This window comes from Tepidibacillus sp. LV47 (assembly GCF_048381575.1).
Lineage (GTDB): Bacteria > Bacillota > Bacilli > Tepidibacillales > Tepidibacillaceae > Tepidibacillus.
In genome coordinates this window covers 114,654-136,232 of the sequence record NZ_JBLWIF010000002.1, presented here as the reverse complement: position 1 = coordinate 136,232, position 21,579 = coordinate 114,654, and the positions used below count along the sequence as shown (strand labels likewise).

Here is a 21,579-nt window from a genome sequence, read left to right as displayed (position 1 = left end):
TAAAAATAAATTCTATTAAAAAAAACTAGGGATTGTAACCCTAGTTTCAATTTATTGCTATTTCACCCATAGTGGCTTTAACTCTTGGACGGTATTTTCTTTTTCGTCTATCCTTTCAATGTCTGCACCTAGACTTCTTAGTTTGCCAACAAGATCAACATACCCTCGGTCAATATGGTGAATTCCTGTCACTTCTGTTTCACCTTCGGAAACAAGTCCCGCTAAAACCAGTGCAGCTCCCGCTCTTAAGTCGGTTGCTTCAACACGCGTTCCGATTAACTTGGCATTTCCTTCAATAATCGCCGACCGACTTTCAATCTTAATATTGGCATTCATTCGTTTAAATTCTTCAACATGCATAAAACGATTTTCAAAAACCGTTTCTGTAATAATACTTGTACCTTGCGCCGTTAATAATAAGGCCATCATCTGCGCTTGCATATCAGTTGGGAATCCAGGATGAGGAAGGGTCTTAATATCGATTGCCTTTAGTGGATGAGTGGCACGAACCCTTAATCCTTCCTCTTCTTCTTCGATGATAACACCCATCTCTTCCAATTTCGCAATGACTGGTTTTAAGTGATCGATGATGGCATTTTCGATCAGAACATCTCCATCTGTAATTGCTGCTGCCACCATATAGGTGCCAATTTCAATTCGATCAGGAATGACCGTATGTGCTGTTGATGTTAATGTATCTACTCCATCAATACGAATGGTTCCTGTCCCAGCTCCCCTTACTTTTGCTCCCATGGAGTTGAGGAAGTTGGCTAGATCGACAATTTCTGGTTCTTGCGCTGCATTCTCGATCACCGTTGTACCTTCTGCTAAGACAGCAGCCATCATGATATTCTCAGTAGCTCCAACGCTTGCATAATCGAGATAGATTTTGGCTCCTTTAAGCCTTCCATCCGCTTTTGCATCAATATACCCTTGACCGATATTGATTTTTGCCCCTAATGCTTCAAAGCCCTTTAAATGTAAATCAACGGGCCGGCTACCAATTGCACATCCACCAGGTAGTGCCACACGTGCATGGCCTTCTCTGGCTAAGAGAGGTCCCATCACTAAAAAGGATGCTCTCATTTTGCGCACAAGATCATAAGGAGCTTCTGTGCGCTGGATATTCGCTGCATTGGTTGTTACGATTCCATCTTGATAACGGATATCTACTCCAATAAAAGATAATACATCGATGATGGTGTATACATCATCTAGAGCAGGAACTTCGTAAATTGTACTTACTCCTTTTTGCCCTAGAATTGATGCAGCAAGTATCGGTAGGACAGCATTTTTCGCACCGCTAGCTTTTACCTTGCCCGATAATTGCCTTCCACCGCGGACGATGATTTTTCCCAAGGCGCTTCCCTCCGCGTCTATTTATTGCTGATACAGAATATTAATATTCAATCGTGATGATTGGGGTTCCTATTGTAAGGATTGTTTGATTATGTAATGAATCATAATGAGTCGCCACCTGTATGTTCATCTGTCCTCCTCTTGTTTGAATAACTTGTCCAAACCTCAAAGAGTAGGCAGAAACACTCGTGACCAAATCGGTTTTTAATTCTTCAATCATTTTGGCATCAAACTTATTAAGTAAATTCTGAATCAAACGATACTGACCAACATTATCAAGTTTATCATTGATCTTTCCTTGGATACAAGTGTTTATTTTAGAATTTATATGGGCTTTTTGCAACTTTTTGTAAAATGTTTGATAATCCGCTTCTAAATTTTTTAAAGAATGATTGCCTGTTACTTTAATGACAAGGTAAGTGCCCGTATTCTCATTGATCTTCTTCAACTGTAATTCGACTTCCGTATTATTTCTCCATTTGCCTTTGCTTATATAAAAAGGCTCTTTATTCACTCGTTCAATTCTACCAAAAGGAATATGAAAAATTTCGCTTAGTTCATTTCCTTTTGCTAATAATTGCTCTTCTTTTATCTGTTGATAAGGAATCCCAACATGAAGATAATATGCGCTTAGTTCTGCTTGTGCCTCTTGAAATCCTTTGATCAATAATTGCAGGTCATTGGTATGGTTGTTGGGTATGGTCATTCCAAATATAAATAATATACTAACCAATAAGAAGAGTCCTAAATATTTTTTGTTGATCATTTTTCTCCCTCCCATAATGTTCGTTTCCTGTATCTTTTTTCTGTCCTTACTCACCATTTTTCACACTTATGGGAGGAGATATACCTTATTCTCAAAAGTCGCGCTTATACAAAATACCAATACTAATTATTGAATTAGGTTTCTTAAATGATAAGACCAGCCTAAATAATCTAAGAAGAATTGGGATAGTTGATAACCGATTATTATCGACAGAATGATTTGTAAGGCAATGGCCTGGGGGCTTTTGGGACGAAAAGTAAAAACGTCAAAACGTAAGGCTTGCAAAGCCCACCATGAAATTCCTATACAAATAATCGTTATAGTGATTCCAACAATACTGGAATAGACGAAATAGGACTCCATTCTTTCGCTCCTTTCAATCCTTTGATGAATGACTTATTGCTCGGCTTTCTGGCTCATTTGATCGTTGAAAATGATTTGATAGCTTGTTAATGGACTTTGTGCATCTACTCGCAGATAGTAGTTTCCTTTATCTAAACTTACCGTTTGGTTGATAGAAGTTCCTTGACTCTCTAAGAGCACGTCCAATTTGCTGTTATATAGCACCGCTCTTATCTTTTTATTTTGTGTATTTGTTACTTGAATCTGAATAGCTGATGGTTGAGTCAAAAAGAATTGATACCAATCTTGATCTTTTTCATTCAGTATTACACCTTTTGTCATCAGGTGATCCCCATTTAAAGGAGTTGCCTCTAAAGGAAAATCATTGGGTTCATGTGTGTCTCCATCAGATGTAGTCAATTGAAAATACAATTGATATTCCCCTATTACTTCATAGCCATTATAATCCGCTAATCGTACATAATAAGTCCCAGGAGAAACGGGTATTGTCTTTTCTTCTTTTTCTCCTGATCCTTTCTCATCGATCTCTATATTATGTTTCCCTTTTGCTTGAAACCAGATTACAGGATCTAAGCGATTTGTATCAACCGATACACTTACCGTTAGTTCCCCGCTTTGATTCACTTCGATCTGATACCAATCCCAATCATGTTCCTTATGAAAGGTTCCTTTGATTATTTGCTGTAAATTTTCAAGGAGATAAGCATCTCTAAGATTGTCGTTATTCTCAAACTGATCTTGATTGATGCGGTACTGATTTGTGAGTGAATATCGGATCTGATCCGTTTTCATTCCTTTTTGATTTAGATCTGAATATTCCAGTTTGATGTATGAGAGTCCTTGAGGCAGGTTAAGGGTTATTTTTGTACTATTTTTTATCTTGTAGATAAAATTTCTGTTCGTGCCATTAGGAAACACCGTTATCTGAATAGGAGACGTTAATGACTTTTCTAAATTTAACTGAAAATCGACGACTCCATGATAAGGAAGATTCAATTTGTACCAATCCACATCCTGATTTAACGTAAGTTGGGCAAAAAAGGTGTCGTTATATGGAAAAGGTGTGGCTGTTTCTTTTGTATTATTGGGTTCAAACCCATCTTTTAATCGTTCTAAGGGAAAATTGAGTGCCCGTATGGCATTGATTTTGCCATAACCCGTTTTCTCATCCCATCCTGGTTGATCCACATCATCGGCAGAGAATTTAATGATATTTTCTACTTCTTTTGGTGTAAGATCAGGATACTTCTGGTAAAGTAAAGCAGCTAGCCCTGCTACTTGCGGTGCAGCCATTGATGTCCCAGAATTGGCCGTATATTGCCCGCCTAATTGGGTGGTATAAATGCCATCTCCAGGAGCCACCACATCCAATTGTTGGCCGTAATTCGAGTACCTCGCATATTCGTCGTCTTGATCGACTGCACCAACGGAAAGAACACTTGAAAAAGCGGCAGGATAATTTAATTGATTCCCTTCATTGCCAGACGCAGCAACAATGAGGACATTTTTTGCTACGGCATAGTCTACAGCTTCTTTCATAAAGGGAGTAAATACGGGTTCTCCTAATGATAATAGAATGATGTCTGCTCCATGGTCTACCGCATAGCGAATCCCTTGGCCAACAAGGAAAGAGTCTCCCTCTCCCTTTTTGTCCAGTACTTTGACTGGCATTAATTTGGCTCTCCATAAAATCCCAGCTATACCGATGCTATTATTGCCAACTGCAGCAACAATCCCTGCCACATTGGTACCATGGCCATTATCGTCTTGTGGTTTTGCTTTTTTATCTAATAAATTGATTCCATCTACGAGATTCGGTTTTAAGTCTGGATGTTCAAGATCAACCCCTGTATCTAAGATGGCAATGGTGATATTGGAATTCTTCGTTACTTGCTCCCATGCTTTTTCCATATGGATCCTTTTTAAATAGGTTTGCTTAGGATAAAAAAGATCATTGGGAACTTGTGAGATGCGAACGGTTAGATTAGGTTGCATATATTCGATATTTGGATCATCTATCCACTTTTTAAGCCATTCACTTACATTGACATTTTCTTTTAATTGCAGTCTTGTCACTTTTAATTCAGGCAGCCAATTGATGAGCCTTGTATCCTTTAAGATTTCTTTCGGATATTCTTTTTTCCATTTAATGATCCATTCGTTTTGCTTTGTAATGGGTTGCGATGTCATTGAAGATATCATTGAAATCGTTTGGTTTGGTTGAAGAGATATATTTCGATTTCCAAGATGGATGAGGACAATTCCGATTAAAAACAAATTCCATATTAAAATTTGCTGTTTCTTCATTCTCATTGCTTCACTCCGCATATAAGAGTCTATGTTACCTTAGTTTAAATTTTATCTTATCATACATTACCATTCATTTTACAGTTAAAAATCCAAATAGGTTTGTATATTCCAACGCTTATGGAAACTTATCCAGAAAAAAAGACACTTAAAGGTAAATTTCCTTTAAGTGTCCTTTTGCTAATTATATACAAAGGATTTATTTCCCCATTGTGAACAAATCTACGAAGTTAAAATGGGTGCCAATATAATCATACATTACATTTGGTACTAAACCAAAAGCAAATGTACCTACAAATGCGAGAACAATAACAAGCTGTAGACCAATTGGTACGGTAAGTTTACTTTCACTACCTACTCGCATGTACATTTGACGTCCAATATTGAAATAGTAGAAGTAAGAGATAACGCTTGTTACCATCATGATTCCAGCCAACCAATAAGATGAAGATTGATTATTAATCGTCAAGGCACTAATAAAAATGTTAAATTTACCAATAAACCCTGCGGTTACAGGCAATCCTGCCAAAGATAACAGGAAGAAAGTCATCGCAATCCCAAGTAGTGGGTTCCGATGATAAAGACCTGCAAACGCACTTAACTCTTCTGTACCAGTATCCTTTGTCACGATGGTGATGACTGCAAATGCGCCTAAGTTCATGAGCAAATATGCCATGAGATAGAAAATCATGTTGGAGATATTTGCTTGGACTAATTCGACACTAGCCAGTTTCATCGATGCTAATGGGACTAAAATATATCCAGCTTGGGCCACGCTCGATAATGCCATCATGCGCTTTACGTTTCTTTGGCGAATCGCCATCGTATTTCCAATGATCATCGTGAGCGCAGCAATGACTGCAAGATAGAGCGCCATCTGATCAAAGAAGAAATACTTATTGGTTGTTGTATTAATGAGTGAAGTAAATACCGTCATAAACATCCGTAAGATGATGGCAAAACCTGCAGCCTTGGAAATAACTGATAGAAATGCGGTTATCGGTGTTGGCGCACCTTCATAGACATCTGGTGCCCACATATATGCAGGAACTACCGAAATCTTATAGCCTAAGCCTACTAGCATCATAAAGAAACCTAAATAGATGAAGAAGTTATATCCTCCTGTAGCAAAAGTTTCTGGCAAACGATTCGCTAGTTCAAGTAAATTGGTTGTACCGGTAATTCCATAGATATACGATGTTCCGTATAGGAAGATCGCAGAAGAGACACCCCCGATAATCACGTATTTAAATCCTGCTTCGTTTGACTTGAGATTCTTTCTCCGAATGCCGGTCAACACATATGAAGATAAACTTAATAATTCTAGACCGATATAAAGGGTGATGATATCGGCGGAAGAAGCCATGATCATGGAACCAAGTAGAGCCGTTAATAAAAGGTAATAATATTCACCATCATATTCAATTTCTTTTTTGTCAATATAATGGATGGACATCAGGAATACAAATGCCGTACCGATTAAAAAGATGAGTTTAAACAAATTCCCAAAACTGTCGATACGATACGACTCATTCAGTAATTGTTGGACAGGTTCGCCTAGATCTTGAATCACAAAGTAAATCGCTAGAATGATTCCTGCGATACTGAGATAAGCAAATACTTTTCGGTCTCCCTTGTCTTTCATCATGAGATCGGCTAGGGTAATGACCGCTGCTAAAATGACAATGGTTAGTTCTGGAGCAAGTAATCCCCAATTTAAATCAAATAGATTCATGGTCTACCCTCCTATCTTAGACAATAAGGATTGCAACGTCGTTTGAATTGGATCACCAAGTATAGCTGGATATACACCAATTAAGATTACAAAGGCAACAAGAACTACCATTGGTACAAGCTCGATTGCTGTGGCATCAGACAGTCCTTGTACTTTTTCTCTTGTTGGACCATAGGTAACATTCAATACGGCACGTAAAAGGTATGCTGATGTGAAAACTATACCTAATGTACCAATCGCTGCAAGAACAGGCATCGTTTTAAATACCCCGAGATAACTTAAGAATTCACTCACGAATCCAGACATCCCGGGTAGACCAAGTGAAGCCATTGCCCCAGTTAATAAAAGTCCACTTGTAATCGGCATCGTCTTTGCCATTCCGCCAAGCTCTTCCATGTTGGCTGTATGGGTACGTTTGTAGATCAAACCAACGATAAAGAAGAAGAGAGCGGATAATAATCCATGGGATACCATTTGGAAGATGGCACCTTGAAAACCGTAACCATTCATAGCAGCTAATCCTAGTAAGATGATCCCCATATGGCTAATACTAGAATAAACAACGACCATTTTGAAATCTTTTTGGACAAATGCCAAGATTGCACCATAGAGCAAGTTAATGATTCCAAGAATCGCTAAGAATGTTGCTAAGTCTTTTGCAATTCCTGGGAAGAAGGAATACTCCATTCGGAATAATCCGTATGCACCAATTTTTAAGAGTACACCTGAAAGAATCATACTCATCGTTGCCGGAGCTTGATAGTGTACTTTAAGAATCCAGGAATGGAATGGGAACAATGGAACCTTGATCCCAAAAGCAACAAGTAAAGCAGCAAATACACCATATTTGAATGCATTACTAAATCCATCTTGTGCATAAGGAGAGTCAGGGCTGGTTAAATTATGAATGATTGTTGGGATATCGGTTGTAAATGTAGGTCCATTTGGCCCTTCATAGAAACCGGCATTGATTAAAAGAACAATGAAGGTAACGAGCATAATCGCAGAACCTAATCCATTATAAATCAAGAAAGTAAAGGCAGCATCTTCTCTTGCTTCGTTCCCCCATATCCCGACTAAGAAGAACATGGTGATTAGGGTTAATTCGAAGAAGATGAAGAACAGGAATAGGTTTTGAGCGACGAATACTCCGTATAAACCTATTTGCATCAAGAAGAATAAGATAAAATATTCTTTTTCCCTTTTTTCAATGATGTTCGCTGCTCCTAATGCTGACATTGCAGCAACAATCGCAGCAAGCAGTACTAGTGGCATTGATAATCCATCCACACTTAAACTGTAGTTGAATTCGATGGTATTATCTCCAACCATAAATTGGATCCATTTATAGTTTTCTACAAACTGCATACCACTAGCGTTAGGGTCAAATTTTAGAAACAAGTAAATAGCCAATACTAATGGAATGAGAGTTACCAAGACACCGATAAAGCGAATGGTGCTTACCTTTTCTTTAGGCACAAATGCGAGTAATAAAACTCCTAGTAATGGCGAGAAGGTGATGAGGGTAAGTAAACCAATCGAATTCATCAGAACAACCTCCCTGCCGTCAAGCTAACAAATAACAGGACTAATCCAATAACCATGATTAGACCGTATGTTTGAACCTGACCGTTTTGTAATCTAGAACCAAGATAACCAAAGCACTTAGAAATGGATACTGCCAGTTGAACCAAACCACCGATAATAAAGCGATCAAAGAACTTTAAGAAATAGCCAAATAACGTATATGGCCGAATGATCGCAGCAGCATAAATTTCATCCACATAATATTTGTTGAAAAGAAGCTTATGTAACCCTTTGGGTTCTGTATTTCTCACCTTATGATCACGACCATATACAAGGTATGCAAGACCAATCCCTGCCAATGCAGCAATAATCGATGCGACCATGATCCATATTGGTCCTTCTACGTGCGCATGGGCAATCGTTCCTTCTGCAGTAATCCATTCACCAAACCCAGCATACTCGATGTAACCTGCAAACACTGCTAAGACCGCTAAGACCATCATTGGGAAGGTCATATTTAGTGGTGATTCATGAACATGGTGATTATTATGTCTTGGTGTTCCACTAAACGTTAAGAAATAAAGTCTAAACATATAGAATGCGGTCATGATGGCTGCGATCAATGCCAAAGTAAAGAGTACATAATGTCCCCTTGCATAGGTTGACATGAGAATCATATCTTTTGAGAAGAATCCAGAAAGAAATGGAAAACCAGCAATTGCAAGAGCACCGATTAAAAATACGGCTCTTGTGATCTTCATGTCTTTACCTACGCCACCCATTTCTTTGATGTTCTGTGTGCCAACAGAGTGGATGACACTACCTGCTGCAAGGAATAATAAGGCTTTAAAGAATGCATGGGTAAATAAATGGAATACCCCAGCTACATATCCAGCTGAACCTAATGCTAACATCATGTAACCAAGCTGACTGACGGTTGAGTAAGCAAGTACGCGTTTGATATCGTTTTGTACTAAACCGATAGATGCAGCGAAAATTGCTGTAAATCCACCAATTATGGCAACAACCATTAGTGCTGTCTCTGATGCTTCAAATAATGGGAACATCCTTGCGACTAAGTATACCCCTGCAGCAACCATCGTTGCAGCATGGATTAATGCTGAAACAGGTGTAGGACCTTCCATCGCATCAGGTAACCAAACATGTAATGGAAACTGACCCGATTTACCAACAGCACCAATAAAGATTAAGATAGCCGTTAATGTAATGAAACTTGGAGCAAGATGGCCTGATTCTACAGCCTCAAAAATCCCCGAATATTCAAAGGTACCTGTCTTCCAGAACAATAAAGAAAGGCCAATAAAGATCCCTAAGTCACCAATCCTTGTCGTAATAAACGCTTTTTTCGCTGCCGCTCTAGCAGATGGTTTGTAATAATAGAATCCGATAAGTAAGAAGGAGGTAGCACCTACTAACTCCCAAAAGATATACGCCTGTAATAAATTTGGCGAAATGACAAGGCTTAACATGGAGAACGTAAAGAGAGAAAGATAGGAATAAAATACTGGGAAACGTTCATCCCCATGCATATATCCTTTGGAATAAATATGAACCATAAAACTAACCAATGTAACGACAAATAGCATCAATGCATTTAATTCATTGACCTCAAAACCAACTGTGATGACTTTATCTCCAACCGTTAGCCAAGGAATGTTCTTGAGATAATTTTCCGCTCCTTCGCCCAGTCGTTCGATCAAAACAAGAACAGCTAAAATAAACGAGACGAAAAGAGCAACGATCCCTACATAGGCTGCGCCTTCCTTGAGCTTGCGACCAAAAAACACTAACAGTATGAAGGAGATAAGCGGAAATAGCGGTATGAGCCATGCATTTTCTAACATTTGATCACCATTCCTTCCACTTTTTATCGCTTCATAATATCCATTTCTTTAACATTGATGGTCGCCTTGTTGCGGAAGACTGCCATCAATAATGCAAGTCCGATTGCAGCTTCAGCAGCTGCTACAGTGATAGTAAATACAGTGAAGATTTGGCCAGTAATATTCGCGTTTACACCAAGCTTAGAGAAAGCCACAAGATTCACGTTCACTGCATTTAACATCAATTCTGTTGAAAGCAAGACAATAACCCCGTTTTTCTTCGTTAATAAACCATAAATTCCGATGGAAAATAAAATGGCTCCAACAGCTAAATACGCCCCTAAAGGTACCATTATTTATCCCCCTCTCTTTTTGCGATCACAATCGCCCCTACTAAAGCGACAAGCAGAAGCACAGAAGCGACCTCAAAAGGAATTACATATTTGGTAAAGAGGGTTTCACCGATGACTTTTACGTTATTCTCACCAAGATCAGCTGGTGCTGTTGGCCAAGCTGTCTTATAAATTCCATACAAGAAAAATCCGCCCACACCAATAGCACTTAACAACGCTAAGATGGTATGAGTAAGACTCCTTGGTTTGGTATCTTTTTCCTTATGTTGTGTCATCATCGTTCCTAGGGCCATCATAATCGTAATCGCACCGGCATAAATGAGTACTTGCACAAATGCTAAATATTCTGCTTGCAAAATCACAAACAAACCTGCTACACCCATAAAAGATAAACCGATGGAGAGTACCATATGTATGACCTTATTCAGGTTCAACATAAGAACTCCACCCGTGATTGCCATTAGGGCAAAGACGAAAAACGCGATAGATTGGCCGGTAAGTGCCATCAATGATTCGCCCCTCTCACGTTGGTATTGTTGTTATCCAACCATTTGATATCCTTCAATAAATCGTCCCGACTGTAAGTTGCAAGTTCAAAGTTATTGGTCATAACGATCGCTTCAGTTGGACAAACCTCTGTACATAAATCACATAAAATACAAATTTCAAAGTTAATATCGTAAGTGTCAATCACTTTTCCTTTTTTCGTAGGATCGGGATTGGGTTTTCCAACTAGGGTGATACAACCGGTTGGACAAATCCTAGCGCATTGATTACATACGATGCATTTTTCAGGTTCAAAATGTTGAATCCCACGAAAACGTTCTGGGAAAACATATGGTTCATCGGGATAGTTGCTGGTTACTTTTGGTTTCGTTAATTGCTTCAGCGTAAAACCTAATCCCTTTAAAAATCCTGTTCCCCACATGATGATTTCACCCCGCTTTTAGAATAATGTCTTGAACAAGGCTGTAACTAATACATTTAACAATGCTAATGGGATTAATACTTTCCATGCAAATCCCATGAGTTGATCCGTTTTGACACGTGGGAACGTGGAACGTGCCCAGAATAAATAGAAGACTAAGAGTAAAAACTTAAGCATAAACCAAACAATTCCAGGGATAAACGTGAGACCAAATGGTGCATCCCATCCGCCTAAGAATAATACAGTCATTAAACTCGCCATAGCGAACATGTAGACATATTCAGTCAACATGAAGAAGGCAAAGCGGAAACCACTGTACTCTACAAAGTAACCTGCTACAAGTTCGTTCTCTGCTTCTGGCAGGTCAAATGGTGTACGGTTTAACTCTGCATTTCCTGCAATCAAGAAGATGATGAATCCTAAGAATTGGGGGAATATATTCCATACACCTGTTTCTTGTTGATGTTTGACGATATCAATCAAGTTCAGACTTCCTGTCATTAATACGATTCCTAAAAAGGACATGATTAATGGGACTTCATAACTGATCATTTGTGCGACAGAGCGCATACCACCCATAATCGCATACTTGTTGTTGGATGCCCATCCACCAAGCAGTATTCCAGAGATCGTAATACTGGATAATGCACCGTAGTAAAGAAGACCAACGTTTACATCGGCAAAATATAATTTTTCTGAGTAAGGTAATACGGCAATGATTGCAAATGCTGGCGTATATGCAATAACTGGAGCGATTAAAAAGAGAAAACGGTCTACCTTTGCGGGTACGATGTCCTCTTTAATCATTAACTTCAACACGTCTGCAACCGTTTGAAAAAGTCCCCAAGGACCTACACGGTTTGGACCTTTTCTAAGTTGCATCCAACCGATTATCTTACGCTCAAAATAGATGGCATACATAACAAAGAAAAGCACAATACCCAAGAGGATAACTGCGGCGACTACCATCCAGAAAAAATTCGTCCATGAAAAAGGTTGGGACAAAATATCTGCCATTATGCGTCAACCTCCCCTAACACAATATCGATCGCTCCTAGGATTGCTGGAACATCAGCCATGGTTCTGCCAATGAGGAGCTTAGGTAATAGCTGTAAATTGACAAAGGAAGGTCTTCTTAGTTTCATACGGTAAGGTTTATCTTTTCCCTTGCTTACAATATAAACACCAAGTTCACCTTTTGAAGATTCCATTCTCGTATAAACTTCCCCTTGTGGCGGGCGAATCACTTTAGGTACTTTGGCTTGGATTTCACCAGATTCGGGGAACTGTTCCACAGCTTGCTCTATAATCCGCAAAGATTGAACCATCTCTTCCATACGGACCATGTAACGATCATATACATCCCCATTTTCACCGACTGGGACATCAAATTCAAAACGGTCATAAATGGAATAGGGTTGGTTCTTACGAATATCGTATTTTACATTTGATCCGCGCAATACTGGACCTGTCAAACCATAATTGATTGCTGTTTCAGCATCATATACTCCAATATTTTTGACACGGGCAAGGAAAATCTCATTCCCTGTAACAAGCGTATGATACTCTTTGATTTTCTCCCTCATATAGGGAACGAATTTACGAACTTTTTCGATCCAACCTTCTGGAGCATCCCATTTTACTCCACCAATCCGCATGTAGTTAAAGGTCAGACGAGCACCGGAAATTTCGTTTAGCATATTGATAATCATTTCACGGTCTCTAAAAGCATAGAGGAATGGGGAAAGGGCTCCTAAGTCGAGAAGGTTTGTACCCCACCAAACTAAGTGGCTTGCGATTCGGTTTAATTCCATAACAATAACCCTTAAATACTCAGCCCGTTCGGGTACTTCAATCCCCATTAATTTTTCTACTGCTTGAACGAAAGCATAGTTATTTGCCATCGAGGTTAGGTAATCCAAGCGGTCTGTGTAAGGGATAATCTGTGTATAGGTGAGATCTTCAGCTAATTTTTCCGTGCCACGATGTAAATAGCCAATGACAGGAATGGCATCAGTGATCTTTTCACCATCAACTTTGACGACAAGACGAAATACTCCGTGGGTACTGGGATGTTGAGGACCTACGTTTAATAGCATTTCTTCTGTACGTTCTGCCATCGTTCTACACCTCCTCATCATAAGGCTTATAATCTTTGCGTAATGGATGTCCTACCCAATCGTCGGGTAAAAGAATACGGCTAATTTCACGTCCAGTAAAACCAATTCCAAGGAGGTCATAGGCTTCTCTTTCATGCCAATCTGCGGTAGCCCAAATATCCATTACCGATGGCACTGAGCCGCCATCTCGTTCGGTTTGTACTTTTACTCCTAGAAATTCGTTTCTTTTGTAAGAATAAAAATGATAGACCACTTCCATATAGGTCTCGTAATCGACACCGGCTAGATTCATGAGATAATCAAATTGCATCTCAGGATGATCTTTGATCAATTTCGCAACGTCATGCCATTTGTCTTTATTCACGATCAATATTGGCATATGGTCATTCACTTCGTTGATAAAGGCTTCTTTTATTGTGTCTTCGCCAATTTGCTCTTTAATGATCTTCACATAGTTATCAAGTAATGGTTGTTTAGGGGAAGATGCTTTTACTTCTTCACTCATTGCTTGGAGGCACCTTCTTTCCAGTTTTAGCTTCGTACATAATCTTTTCTTGCAGCTTATTCACACCATAAATAATCGCAACTGGGCTTGGAGGACAACCTGGAATGTAGACATCAACAGGAACGATTTGGTCAACTCCTTTTACGACGGAATAGGAGTTCACATAAGGGCCACCTGCTGTTGCACATGCGCCTATTGCAATCACCCATTTTGGGTCAGGCATTTGGTCATATAAACGGCGTACAAGGGGCGCCATTTTCTTCGTTACAGTTCCAGCTACCATCATCACATCAGCTTGTCTTGGTGACGCGCGGAAAATGACTCCAAAACGGTCGAAGTCATAATGGGAAGCACCAGTACCCATCATCTCAATGGCACAACAAGCAAGACCAAATGTTAAGGGCCATAAGGAGTTACTACGAGCCCATCCTTTGATTTGTTCAAGTGTTGTCAAGAGCACATTACGTTCTAATTCTTGTTGTTCTTCTGGAGTGATATTCTCAAGATTTAATCCCATTTCAACACCTTCTTTTTCCAAGCATAAGCTAATCCAAGAACTAACATAAAGATAAAGATGGTCATTTCAATTAATGAAAAGAGTCCTAGTTTGTTAAATGCAACAGCCCATGGGTAAAGAAAAACGGTTTCAACATCAAATACTACGAACAAAAGTGCGAAAAGATAGTAACGTACGTTGAATTGAACCATTGCATCTCCTGTTGGCTCTAGACCGCTTTCATAAGTTGTCATCTTTTCCTTCGTCGGGTTATGAGGTCTTAAAATTGGACCTATTAACCAGATGGTAAGGAAAGGCAGAGCAATACCGAGCAACAGGAAAATGGACATAGATAGATAACTATTGCTATAAATATAATCCATATACACTTCCCCTCCTCAATTTTAATCTTTGAAATACATACATGCTCATAGATATATATATATATTTGAAAATTAACAAAATGACTGCTGCTGTATTTCATTTTCGCTATGTATGTATTTCAAGTTCGTTACTCTTTGCACAATACCCTATTCAAAAAAAACTGAATAGTACTAATATTAGCTAGAGTACTTCCCATATTCTATAATACTAAATTCTTTTATTTTTTCATAGGAAATTTTTCTAATTTCATTGTGTAGTGGATCACAAAAAAACAGAGAAAACAGTCCCTATCCTAATCGTTTAGGAACTGTTTTATGAAATTGTTATTTTATTTGTGCTGTGCAACTTTTAGCCGATTTAGTGCGCGCTTAAGAGCAAGCTGCGCCCGTTTAAAATCAAGTTCTTCTTTCCCTGATTGCGCTAAACGTCTTTCTGCTCTTTCCTTTGCAGCAAGCGCCCGGTTTACATCGATTTCTTCAGGTAATTCCGCAGCTTCTGCTAAAATCACGACCTTATTTTGGCTTACTTCGAGAAAGCCCCCGCTAATCGCTACGACTTTTTCTTCCTTTCCTTTCTTAATACGTAATGCAGAAACAACTAACGGTGTAACAAAGGGAGCATGTTTTGGCAAAATTCCTAGCTCTCCTTCAACTCCCCTTGCAATGACCATATTCACATCATCTTCAAATACTTTCCGCTCTGGTGTTACGATTTCTAAACGAATCGTACTCATTTTCATCCATCCCTTCTAATAAAGGGTCTTTACAACTTTTTGGCCTTTTCAACTGCTTCATCAATGGTTCCCACATATAAGAATGCAGCTTCAGGCAAATCATCGTGCTTTCCTTCAAGAATTTCTTTGAACCCACGAACCGTTTCTTTTACAGGAACATATTTTCCTGGTATTCCTGTAAATTGTTCTGCAACATGGAATGGTTGCGATAAGAAACGCTGGATCTTGCGGGCACGAGCAACCGTAAGCTTATCTTCATCGGATAACTCATCCATACCTAAAATGGCGATGATATCCTGTAATTCTTTATATCTTTGAAGGATTTGCTGTACGCCACGAGCAACTTGGTAATGCTCTTCACCTACAATTGCAGGGGAAAGCATACGCGATGTTGATGCTAGTGGATCCACAGCAGGGTAAATACCTAGCTCTGCAATTTTCCGATCAAGGTTGGTCGTTGCATCTAAGTGTGCAAATGTGGTAGCAGGAGCTGGGTCTGTGTAGTCATCCGCAGGCACATAAATCGCTTGAATCGAGGTAACAGATCCTCTCTTTGTAGATGTAATCCGCTCTTGCAATTGCCCCATTTCTGTAGCCAATGTAGGTTGATAACCAACCGCAGATGGCATTCGTCCTAATAGCGCAGATACCTCGGAACCTGCTTGTGTAAAGCGGAAAATGTTATCGATAAACAGTAGCACGTCTTGTCCTTCTGCATCACGGAAGTATTCAGCCATGGTTAAACCAGTTAAGGCAACACGCAAACGCGCTCCTGGCGGCTCGTTCATTTGACCGAATACCATCGCCGTTTTACTAATAACTCCCGATTCTTTCATTTCATAGTAGAGGTCGTTTCCTTCACGCGTACGTTCTCCAACACCGGCAAATACAGAAAGACCCCCATGTTCTTGAGCAATATTATTGATTAATTCTTGAATCAATACAGTTTTCCCTACTCCGGCACCGCCAAAGAGGCCAATTTTCCCACCCTTTGCGTAAGGTGCGAGTAAGTCAACAACCTTAATCCCTGTTTCAAGGATTTCATCTTGAGTGGATAATTCTACAAATGGTGGAGCTTTGCGATGGATTGGGTGTATCAAATCCTCTGGTACTTCAACAGGTCCTGCTTCATCAATTGGTTGTCCCAATACATTAAAAACCCGGCCAAGTGTTGCAGGTCCTACTGGAACGCTAATCGGCTTTCCTGTATCGATCGCTTGCATACCCCGTACTAAACCATCTGTAGAAGCCATAGCAACACAACGAACAACATTATCCCCAAGATGAAGAGCTGCTTCGACCACGAGATCGATATCGATTTCACCTGGCGAAGTTGCTTTATGTTCAATTTTGATTGCGTTATAGATCTCAGGTAATTGTCCCCGTTCAAATTCAATATCAACAACTGGACCCATAACCGCAACGACACGTCCAACGTTCATCGATGTACCTCCTTACTTTTTTCTATATTAGGATAACGCATTGGCTCCACCGACAATCTCAGAAATCTCTTGTGTAATCGATGCTTGTCTTGCTCGGTTATAGTTGAGTGTTAATGTTGCAATCATTTCTGTCGCATTGTCAGTTGCATTCCCCATTGCCGTCATCCGTGCACCATGTTCACTTGCTTTGGCATTTAATAAAGCATTATAGATCATTGTTTCTGCATAACGAGGGAGTAAATCATTTAACACCTCGATTGCTGATGGTTCAAACTCATATGATGAAAAATTTTCATCTTGATTAGAAAGGTCTGTTAATGGAAGAAGTTTTTCTACGACCGGTCTTTGGGAGATGGCACTCTTGAATCGGTTATAGACAATATATAATTCATCAAACACTTTGTCCGCATACATGGCTACAGCAGTCTTCGCAATCTGTTTAATATCCGCAAATTGGGGATTGTCTGATAATCCCACAATTTCACCGATTAATGGATAATTGCGTTTTTTTAGAAAATCTCTGCCCTTTCGACCGATTACAAAGATCGAGTACTCATCATTTGCGTGATGGCGCTCTTTCAGTGTATTCGTTAAAAGCCTTAAGATATTCGCATTATATCCGCCAGCTAATCCTCGATCTGATGTAATCACGATATAACCCGTTTTCTTAACTTCTCTTTTTTCAAGTAAGGGATGACTCACATCTTCTGTGTTGGCTGCAATCGCACCGATGACTTGACGAATCTTATCGGTATATGGGCGAGAAGCTTCTGCCCGTTCTTGGGCACGGCGAAGTTTTGCTGCTGCAACCATCTTCATTGCTTTAGTGATCTGTTGGGTATTTTGGACACTTCTAATCCGCCGTTTGATCTCTCGAGTCCCCTGCAATCATTTCACCACCTTTGTATCAAAAGACTTTCCTTCGTGGTTCATTTATTTTGATACGACGAATGTCTTTTTAAAGTTTTCGATTGCTTTTTGCAATTTCTCTTCCGTTTCTTTTCCTAGATCCTTCGTTTCACGAATCGATGCAAATACGTCAGCAGCATTTTCATCCATATAAGCCAGCAATTCTTTTTCAAAACGCTTCACATCATGAACTGGTATATCATCTAAGTATCCTTTAATTGCTGAATATATAGATACCACTTGTTTTTCAACGGGCATTGGTTGATATTGGTCTTGCTTCAAGATTTCCATGGTTCTTTCTCCACGGATTAATCTTGCTTGTGTTGCTTTATCTAAATCAGATCCAAACTGGGCAAATGCTGCTAATTCACGGTATTGTGCAAGGTCAAGGCGTAATGTACCTGCAACCTTTTTCATCGCTTTAATCTGTGCATTTCCACCTACACGGGATACAGACAAACCAACGCTAACTGCTGGACGCATCCCTGCATGGAATAAGTCGGACTCAAGAAAAATTTGTCCATCTGTAATGGAAATCACGTTTGTTGGAATGTAGGCTGATACGTCACCAGCTTGTGTTTCAATAAACGGAAGGGCCGTTAAAGAACCTCCGCCTAATTTGTCGCTTAATTTTGCTGCTCTTTCTAATAAACGTGAATGTAAATAGAATACATCCCCTGGATAAGCCTCGCGTCCTGGTGGACGGCGTAATAATAGTGAAAGTTCGCGATATGCTGCAGCCTGTTTGGACAGATCATCATAAACAACTAATACGTGTCGTCCTTTGTACATGAAGTATTCGCCCATTGCTACTCCAGCATAGGGTGCCAAGAAAAGCAACGGAGCTGGGTCTGATGCACTCGCTGTAACGACAATCGTATAATCCATTGCACCGTGTTTCCGTAATGTTTCAACAACACCTGCTACAGTGGATTGCTTTTGACCAATGGCAACATAAATACAAATCATGTCTTGATCCTTTTGGTTAATGATGGTATCAATCGCAATTGCTGTTTTCCCTGTTTGCCTATCACCAATGATTAATTCCCGCTGGCCACGTCCGATTGGCACTAACGAGTCAATGGCTTTGATTCCCGTTTGCATCGGTTCATGAACGGATTTACGATCAATAACCCCAGGTGCTTTTGATTCTACTGGACGAGTCTCTGTTGTTTCTATTGGTCCTAAACCATCTAATGGCTGACCTAGAGGGTTGACAACACGACCTAATAAAGCTTCCCCGACAGGAACTTCCATAATTCTTCCTGTGCGTTTTACTTGATCTCCCTCGCGAATTTCAGTATATGGCCCCAGAATAACAATACCTACGTTATGTTCTTCTAGGTTAAGAGCCATACCCATCACGCCATTGGAAAATTCTAATAATTCACCAGCCATTACCTTTTCTAGACCATGAACACGGGCGATACCATCCCCAACCTGTATAACAGTACCAACATCAGCTACTTCAACTTCTGATTCAAAAGCTTCAATTTGTTGTTTGATCAGTAAGCTGATTTCTTCTGGTTTGATACTCATTTTTCCACCCCTATCTCCTTAAACTCGAGATGCCATAAGGCTTCTTTGTACCTTTAATAACTTTTTCTTCAAACTTCCATCATATAAACGATCTCCAATTTGAATCATTATTCCACCAATGATACTTGGATCAACGATATTATGTAAGCGTACTGTCTTGCCGATTTTGAATTGGATTGATTGTGTAATCTTCTCTTTCTCTTCTTCCGTTAAAGCAATCGCTGTTGTCGCTGTAACATCGACAATCCCACGCACTTGGTTGGCAAGCTTTATATAAGCATCTCTAATCGCTTCTACATATTCTTCACGATTTGCCTCAATTAATTGAAAAAGTAGTTTTTTGCTAATCGGTAATATGGAATCACCAAAAGCAGAATCAATCATTTGTTTCTTCTTTTCCTTTTCTATAAGCGGGTGACGCAAAAAAGATAGGAAACCTTCTGTCCCTTTAAATACTTTGACGATCAATTGTAAGTCTGCTTCTACTTGATCAAGGATTCGATTGGCATACGCAACCTCAAATAATGCTTTTGCATAACGTCTAGCTACAAGACCATTTATCATAGGCTTTCCCCTACTTGTTTCATAAAATCATCGATCAATTTCGATTGTTCTTTTGCATCTAGTTCTTTTTCAAGAATCTTCGAAGCTAATAATACCGATAAAGAACCTACTTGTTCACGCAAAGCTTGGACGGCTTTTTCACGCTCATGTTGAATCTCTTGGATCGCTTGTTCTTTGATTCTTTCAGCTTCGCGTTTTGCCGACTCAATGATTTCGTCTGCTTGTTTGGTACTATTTACTCGAGCGCGTTCGACGATCTCTTGTGCTTCAACACGTGCTTTTTGTATCGCTTCATTCTGTTCTTTTAACAACCGCTCCGCTTCCTCACGATTCTTTACAGCCATGTTGATCTGTTCACGTATATTTTCTTGACGCTCTGTCATCACCTTTACTAAAGGGCCAAATGCGTATTTCTTTAATAGGATGTATAATAACGCAAAAGCTAGTATTTGAAAGAAAAAACTGCCCAATGCTATTTCCACAATGGTCACTCCCTTCTAGCAAAGAACAAAGTGATTACGAAAAGAAGGCAGGGATGCAAATCCCCCCTGCCATGCTTATCCAAATGTCACTTTCATGTCCCTTTACCTTGTAAATAGAATAATGAATGCAAAGACTGCAACAATGATTGGTAATGCCTCGATTAGACCTACACCGATAAACATCGTGGTTTGTAAGAAACCTCTAGATTCAGGTTGACGAGCAATCCCTTCTACAGTGCGCTGGATAACCCATGCGTTCCCTAAACTTGCTCCTAAAGCTGCTAAACCAATCGCAATTGCTGCTGCTAATAATTCCATTGAAAAAATCCTCCCTTATTAATGAAATTAAATTTTATAAATTTGAAAAAGTTCCTTAGAATAGATAACTTTTTCATGAAAGCAACGTTTAATCTAACAAACCATTTTTTATGATTAGTGGTGAATTTTTTGAGATATATACACCATGCTTAAAATGGTAAAAACATAAGCTTGGATTGCACCCACAAAGATACTAAATCCTTGCCAAATGGCTAAAGGAATCGCTCCAGCGAACCCCATTAGCAATATGACGGCAATCAATACTTCACCAGCAAAGATGTTTCCAAAAAGACGAAAACCTAATGTCAGCGTTTTGGCAAAATCTTCAATAATGTGAAGCGGGAAAAATAGAAAGTGAGGTTCAAAATAGTGTTTAATATAATTCTTGATTCCTATAAATTTCACACTAAGAATATGGGTTAAAATGATAATTGAAACCGACATGGCTAAAGTAACACTCGCATCAGCAGTTGGCGATTTCCACCAAGCTAACTCCACCACTTTGTGACCATTATGTATGACATCTGATTCCTGAATCATCTTTTCCGTGACAATCTCCATTCCAAAGAGACTGAACGGTTTATCATGGATGGTGATAAAGTTTAGTGGTAACCCCAAAAGGTTGCCGATAAAAATAAACAAAATCAATGTAAGGCCTAAATAGATAAAACCGGCACCTTTTTTCAAGTCCATCGTGCTGCCAATAATGCCATACACAAAATCAACAACCCACTCTAAGACATTTTGCAACCCTTTTGGCACTCCGCTCGTCAATTTTCTTGTACCGGCGATTGCAATAACTAAAACGATGATAAATGTAACAATCGTCATTAACGAAGTGGATAAATTAAATTTTAACCATGGAAGCGCCTCAGGTGCCCACATTGGAGATTCATGCACGATTT

At 39.5% G+C, this 21,579-nt stretch carries 23 protein-coding genes; all 23 read right to left on the bottom strand.

The window, feature by feature from the left end:
• Window positions 1-57 precede the first annotated feature (57 nt).
• The 23 genes from murA to atpB all read right to left on the bottom strand — a co-directional run bounded on the left by murA (window position 58) and on the right by atpB (window position 21,577).
• Entirely contained in the window at window positions 58-1,359 is a 1,302-nt protein-coding gene (murA, locus tag ACMW72_RS03845) for a UDP-N-acetylglucosamine 1-carboxyvinyltransferase (RefSeq protein WP_418367520.1), read from the bottom strand.
• 40 nt (window positions 1,360-1,399) lie between these two features.
• A complete protein-coding gene (locus ACMW72_RS03840) occupies window positions 1,400-2,125 on the bottom strand; it encodes a YwmB family TATA-box binding protein (protein ID WP_418367519.1) in 726 nt (241 codons plus the stop codon).
• 126 nt (window positions 2,126-2,251) lie between these two features.
• A complete protein-coding gene (locus ACMW72_RS03835) occupies window positions 2,252-2,488 on the bottom strand; it encodes a DUF1146 family protein (protein WP_418367518.1) in 237 nt (78 codons plus the stop codon).
• 33 nt (window positions 2,489-2,521) lie between these two features.
• Window positions 2,522-4,801 carry a S8 family peptidase gene (locus ACMW72_RS03830; protein WP_418367517.1) on the bottom strand — a complete coding sequence of 760 codons (2,280 nt, stop codon included), beginning with the start codon at window positions 4,799-4,801 and terminating at the stop codon, window positions 2,522-2,524.
• A gap of 193 nt (window positions 4,802-4,994) precedes the next feature.
• Window positions 4,995-6,530 carry an NADH-quinone oxidoreductase subunit NuoN gene (nuoN, locus tag ACMW72_RS03825; RefSeq protein ID WP_418367516.1) on the bottom strand — a complete coding sequence of 512 codons (1,536 nt, stop codon included), beginning with the start codon at window positions 6,528-6,530 and terminating at the stop codon, window positions 4,995-4,997.
• Window positions 6,531-6,533: 3 nt separating this feature from the next.
• Window positions 6,534-8,078, bottom strand: a complete 1,545-nt coding sequence (locus tag ACMW72_RS03820) for a complex I subunit 4 family protein (RefSeq protein ID WP_418367515.1) — start codon at window positions 8,076-8,078, stop codon at window positions 6,534-6,536.
• Window positions 8,078-9,922 carry an NADH-quinone oxidoreductase subunit L gene (nuoL, locus tag ACMW72_RS03815; RefSeq protein WP_418367514.1) on the bottom strand — a complete coding sequence of 615 codons (1,845 nt, stop codon included), beginning with the start codon at window positions 9,920-9,922 and terminating at the stop codon, window positions 8,078-8,080. The genes ACMW72_RS03820 and nuoL overlap by 1 nt, the downstream gene beginning before the upstream one ends.
• Before the next feature lie 23 nt (window positions 9,923-9,945).
• A complete protein-coding gene (gene nuoK / locus ACMW72_RS03810; protein ID WP_418367513.1) occupies window positions 9,946-10,254 on the bottom strand; it encodes an NADH-quinone oxidoreductase subunit NuoK in 309 nt (102 codons plus the stop codon).
• The gene (locus ACMW72_RS03805) at window positions 10,254-10,760 is read right to left on the bottom strand and encodes an NADH-quinone oxidoreductase subunit J (protein WP_418367512.1); all 507 of its coding nucleotides are present in this window, start codon (window positions 10,758-10,760) and stop codon (window positions 10,254-10,256) included. Before ACMW72_RS03805 ends, nuoK begins: the two co-directional genes overlap by 1 nt.
• Entirely contained in the window at window positions 10,760-11,182 is a 423-nt protein-coding gene (gene nuoI, locus ACMW72_RS03800) for an NADH-quinone oxidoreductase subunit NuoI (protein WP_418367511.1), read from the bottom strand. The genes ACMW72_RS03805 and nuoI overlap by 1 nt, the downstream gene beginning before the upstream one ends.
• A gap of 18 nt (window positions 11,183-11,200) precedes the next feature.
• Window positions 11,201-12,202, bottom strand: coding sequence for an NADH-quinone oxidoreductase subunit NuoH (gene nuoH, locus ACMW72_RS03795; RefSeq protein WP_418367712.1), 1,002 nt, complete (start codon window positions 12,200-12,202; stop codon window positions 11,201-11,203).
• A complete protein-coding gene (locus ACMW72_RS03790) occupies window positions 12,199-13,302 on the bottom strand; it encodes an NADH-quinone oxidoreductase subunit D (protein WP_418367510.1) in 1,104 nt (367 codons plus the stop codon). Before ACMW72_RS03790 ends, nuoH begins: the two co-directional genes overlap by 4 nt.
• Before the next feature lie 4 nt (window positions 13,303-13,306).
• The gene (locus ACMW72_RS03785) at window positions 13,307-13,807 is read right to left on the bottom strand and encodes an NADH-quinone oxidoreductase subunit C (protein ID WP_418367509.1); all 501 of its coding nucleotides are present in this window, start codon (window positions 13,805-13,807) and stop codon (window positions 13,307-13,309) included.
• Window positions 13,800-14,324: a NuoB/complex I 20 kDa subunit family protein gene (locus ACMW72_RS03780; protein ID WP_418367508.1), complete on the bottom strand. Its 525-nt coding sequence runs from the start codon at window positions 14,322-14,324 to the stop codon at window positions 13,800-13,802. The genes ACMW72_RS03785 and ACMW72_RS03780 overlap by 8 nt, the downstream gene beginning before the upstream one ends.
• Complete coding sequence (locus tag ACMW72_RS03775) at window positions 14,315-14,686, bottom strand: NADH-quinone oxidoreductase subunit A (RefSeq protein WP_418367507.1); 372 nt, start codon at window positions 14,684-14,686, stop codon at window positions 14,315-14,317. Before ACMW72_RS03775 ends, ACMW72_RS03780 begins: the two co-directional genes overlap by 10 nt.
• Window positions 14,687-15,015: 329 nt before the next feature.
• Window positions 15,016-15,420 (bottom strand): F0F1 ATP synthase subunit epsilon, encoded by a 405-nt coding sequence (locus ACMW72_RS03770; RefSeq protein WP_418367506.1) that lies wholly within the window; start codon window positions 15,418-15,420, stop codon window positions 15,016-15,018.
• Between the two features lie 29 nt (window positions 15,421-15,449).
• Window positions 15,450-16,862 carry a F0F1 ATP synthase subunit beta gene (atpD, locus tag ACMW72_RS03765; RefSeq protein ID WP_418367505.1) on the bottom strand — a complete coding sequence of 471 codons (1,413 nt, stop codon included), beginning with the start codon at window positions 16,860-16,862 and terminating at the stop codon, window positions 15,450-15,452.
• Window positions 16,863-16,889: 27 nt separating this feature from the next.
• Complete coding sequence (gene atpG, locus ACMW72_RS03760) at window positions 16,890-17,750, bottom strand: ATP synthase F1 subunit gamma (protein WP_418367504.1); 861 nt, start codon at window positions 17,748-17,750, stop codon at window positions 16,890-16,892.
• Window positions 17,751-17,795: 45 nt separating this feature from the next.
• Entirely contained in the window at window positions 17,796-19,310 is a 1,515-nt protein-coding gene (atpA, locus tag ACMW72_RS03755) for a F0F1 ATP synthase subunit alpha (protein WP_418367503.1), read from the bottom strand.
• A gap of 18 nt (window positions 19,311-19,328) precedes the next feature.
• Window positions 19,329-19,874 (bottom strand): F0F1 ATP synthase subunit delta, encoded by a 546-nt coding sequence (locus ACMW72_RS03750; protein ID WP_418367502.1) that lies wholly within the window; start codon window positions 19,872-19,874, stop codon window positions 19,329-19,331.
• Window positions 19,871-20,356 carry a F0F1 ATP synthase subunit B gene (atpF, locus tag ACMW72_RS03745; RefSeq protein ID WP_418367501.1) on the bottom strand — a complete coding sequence of 162 codons (486 nt, stop codon included), beginning with the start codon at window positions 20,354-20,356 and terminating at the stop codon, window positions 19,871-19,873. The genes ACMW72_RS03750 and atpF overlap by 4 nt, the downstream gene beginning before the upstream one ends.
• A 102-nt stretch (window positions 20,357-20,458) precedes the next feature.
• Window positions 20,459-20,674: a F0F1 ATP synthase subunit C gene (gene atpE / locus ACMW72_RS03740; RefSeq protein ID WP_418367500.1), complete on the bottom strand. Its 216-nt coding sequence runs from the start codon at window positions 20,672-20,674 to the stop codon at window positions 20,459-20,461.
• A gap of 114 nt (window positions 20,675-20,788) precedes the next feature.
• Window positions 20,789-21,577 (bottom strand): F0F1 ATP synthase subunit A, encoded by a 789-nt coding sequence (gene atpB / locus ACMW72_RS03735; RefSeq protein WP_418367711.1) that lies wholly within the window; start codon window positions 21,575-21,577, stop codon window positions 20,789-20,791.
• Window positions 21,578-21,579 lie beyond the last annotated feature (2 nt).